We start from the raw sequence: 3,020 nt of genomic DNA, 5'->3' as shown, positions 1-3,020 counted from the left end.
TCCCCTCCCTAGTTAAGTCAAGTTGTTGCAATAAAACTTTACATTACGTTACATTAAGTTACATAACACGTCAAAATAAAAAACAATCCTATGGTCAAAACTACTAACAAACCCTCTTATTCCAATATTTTTGATGTTCCAAGGCGGTGGAAGCTATCGAGAGCCTATCCATTGATGACCAACTGGGACTTTTGTGGGTCCTTTACGAAAATATGGGAGGTTTAGTGACTCCACCGGCTCCCGGTGCAACTGTTCAATTAAAAATTGAACGGGGAATTAAAACCCAGATAATTACTACTTAGCAATTAGTTGATCGACAAATAATATATAAATCTATTTACGTAGATACATTGTAATAAAATCAGCATAAGTTAATGAAGATATCCAACTTAGACAACCAAAGTATTGATCGCATTGTTGAAATGGCTTGGGAGGATAGAACACCATTTGAGGCAATTGAGGTTCAGTTTGGTCTCCAAGAGAAACACGTAATTCAATTAATGCGACGTTCCATGACTACTTCAAGCTTCAAGATGTGGCGTAAGAGAGTCACTGCACGTAACACCAAGCATCTCCGAAAAAGAGATTTTACCGCAGGTCGCTTCAAGTCAAACAACCAAAAGAATTAAGTTAACAACACTATACGGTTTTTACTACCTAAATTACCGTGTCAAGTCCTAGCAATTTATATGAAAAACAATTAACATAACTTATAAATGCATAAATATTATACAATAAATAGTAATTCAGCCATGAAATATTCCGAGCAACTATCTCTATAACTGAGATCTTGCACCATTGTCATTAATCGTAGGGTGGGCAGTGCCTACCAACGCGCTTTGCAAGCTTCATTATCTGTCTGGTGCACTGCCCACCCTACATGAACCAAGCTTCTTGAGAATGGTGCAAGATGTGAGTATAACAAGAATTCAATGTTAGGGATAATACTTTATCTCTGTTTAGTCTGGGGTGAACTACTGGTCAAAGTTTTTGGTCAAAGTGGAATCCGCGTTCTGAGTCAAGTATTAGGCTTTTTCATTTTGGCAATTTCCATCCAACTGTTGGCTGATGGTATTTTCGCATTACTACAAGAATCAGGGTTAATTTGAACAAGGATTAGCAGCTAATCCTCCAGAAGTTCAAAACCAAGTTTACTAATCAATTAATTTAAATTATTCACATTTTGAGATATTACCATGGAACTACATCAGATTGAAACTAATCTCAATAGCCCTAATCCTCAAAATCGGATGAAAGCTATTACCGAATTAAGGCACTATGAACCTGGTTTGGTTGTCCCCCTACTCAAGGGAAGGATGTATGACCAAGAATTTCTAATTCGTTCCTTTGTTGCTATGGGTTTGGGGTATAAGCAAACAGAGGAAGCCTTTGGGTTATTACTGGATTTAATCGAACATGATAAAGATTATAATGTCAGAGCTGAAGCAGCTAATTCTTTAGCTAAATATGGTAAGCGGGCAATTTCCCATCTCGTATACCTATTCCAACAAGACTCTAATTGGTTGGTAAGGCAAAGTATTCTTGCTGCAATAGAAGTAACTGAACACCCGGAAATATTTTTAAAGCTCTGTATTTCGGGACTTAAAGGGAACGATATCACAGTTCAGGAATCAGCGATCGCTAATTTAGGGCAATTAGCAAAAACACCTCAAGCATCTTCAGCTTTAGAGGTTCTTCTTGAAGCAGCTAACTCCTCTAAAGATGCAATTCGTGCCCAAGTAGCCATAACTTTGAGACATTTTGATGACCCAAGAGCCCAAAATGCTCTCATGAAGCTGCGACAAGATTCTGATTATCGAGTTGTCGGTGCAACTTTAGAGGGACTTCTCTAGATTTCTTCACGGGGTAACAAGCCAATTGAAAGTCATACAGGGGTTAGGTTTTAGGGGTTAGGGGTTAGGGAACATTCCCTACACCTTTCACCCCACACCCAGTAAGGCTTTTAAGCTCAACCCCCAAGACCTCGCTGCATCGCTACCATTCCTAGTGTATCACATTGGTAAGATCCTTTGGGACTCTTACCCTGCGCTTCCCATACGACACCTACCCAATAAAGGTAAAGTGCGGGGATTTTCGCGGTTCAGCTAAGGAGCGAAATCTCCTTTGTGGTACCGATGTGATCTTAGCCTAGAAGCTTACGCTTTGCAATTTAAAAGCTAGTTTCGGTTACCCCACCCAAATTTTGACACTCCCCGGCCTGTTCGCATAGCGTCGGGCAAAGCCCGAAAGGCGCGGGGATTCCTAGATCAACGAGCCGCCTTAAACCACTATGTCCTAATCTTTGACGCCGCCAAAAAAATAGGCAATATCTAAACCAAAAACCCGTCAAAACCAAGAATCTAGTTCAGTTCATAGTAGACCCAGAGGGCGATTCTCACTATAGCGTTTGACTACTTGGAGCGGAAGTGCATGTGCATAGTCCGTTTCTCTTCCATTTCGCCTGGTTCCGGTGTGCCCCACCGTACCGTTTTATCTTAAAGCGTGTTTTTCTGGGTTCACACACCAATTTCTGGTTGATGATTGGGTTTTTAAAGAGGATTTTCCCTGCCCTCTGGGCATTACTGTTTTAAGGTCAAGCAGTGGCGGGCTTCTCTCCCGGTTGCGCCTCGGTTTTTCAACCTGTACCCTGTACTTTTAGTATAGTCTAGCGCTATAAAATGGTCAACCTCTCATCACAAGTTTTTTTTCTAGGCGACTTTAGTCGCGCTTACACTTTCATCTCCGCTCGCTTTGTGGCGGAGTTTTCAGTGTTAAGATTCCTAATAAAATATGGCTAGGGACTACGATCAACAATTTTGTTCAATTAATTTTGACAGCTTGAGATTGGCGCAGAGACTGAATCGTTGTGATCGTATGCTCAGCCACTAAGCTAATTTCCGCCATGGTATTAAAGCGTCCAATTCCAAACCGGATGGAGGCATAAGCCAGATTTTCCGGATGTCCTAGGGCTAATAGTACGTGGGAAGGAGCTACAGTTGCTGAGGAACACGCCGAGCCAA

4 protein-coding genes and 1 pseudogene are annotated in these 3,020 nt (G+C 41.4%); 4 read left to right on the top strand and 1 reads right to left on the bottom strand.

Annotation, left to right across the window (positions count from 1 at the left end):
* Positions 1-146: 146 nt before the first annotated feature.
* The 4 genes from F6K53_RS36365 (at position 147) to F6K53_RS36355 (ending at position 1,853) form a co-directional block, all read left to right on the top strand.
* Entirely contained in the window at positions 147-302 is a 156-nt protein-coding gene (locus F6K53_RS36365) for an orange carotenoid protein N-terminal domain-containing protein (protein WP_293084307.1), read from the top strand.
* A 72-nt stretch (positions 303-374) separates the two neighbouring features.
* Positions 375-629 carry a TIGR03643 family protein gene (locus F6K53_RS36360; RefSeq protein ID WP_070396388.1) on the top strand — a complete coding sequence of 85 codons (255 nt, stop codon included), beginning with the start codon at positions 375-377 and terminating at the stop codon, positions 627-629.
* 303 nt (positions 630-932) lie between these two features.
* The gene (locus F6K53_RS46230) at positions 933-1,109 is read left to right on the top strand and encodes a MarC family protein (RefSeq protein ID WP_366511401.1); all 177 of its coding nucleotides are present in this window, start codon (positions 933-935) and stop codon (positions 1,107-1,109) included.
* Positions 1,110-1,196: 87 nt separating this feature from the next.
* Positions 1,197-1,853 (top strand): HEAT repeat domain-containing protein, encoded by a 657-nt coding sequence (locus F6K53_RS36355; protein WP_293084304.1) that lies wholly within the window; start codon positions 1,197-1,199, stop codon positions 1,851-1,853.
* A gap of 967 nt (positions 1,854-2,820) precedes the next feature.
* Here the strand turns inward: F6K53_RS36355 and F6K53_RS36350 are convergent.
* Positions 2,821-3,020 (bottom strand): annotated as a pseudogene (locus F6K53_RS36350) (IscS subfamily cysteine desulfurase); the annotation flags it as partial.

The sequence above is a fragment of the Moorena sp. SIO4A1 genome (assembly GCF_010672065.1).
Taxonomy (GTDB): Bacteria; Cyanobacteriota; Cyanobacteriia; order Cyanobacteriales; family Coleofasciculaceae; genus Moorena.
The sequence above is the reverse complement of the archived record's forward strand: the minus strand, read 5'-3'. Positions and strand labels throughout refer to the sequence as shown.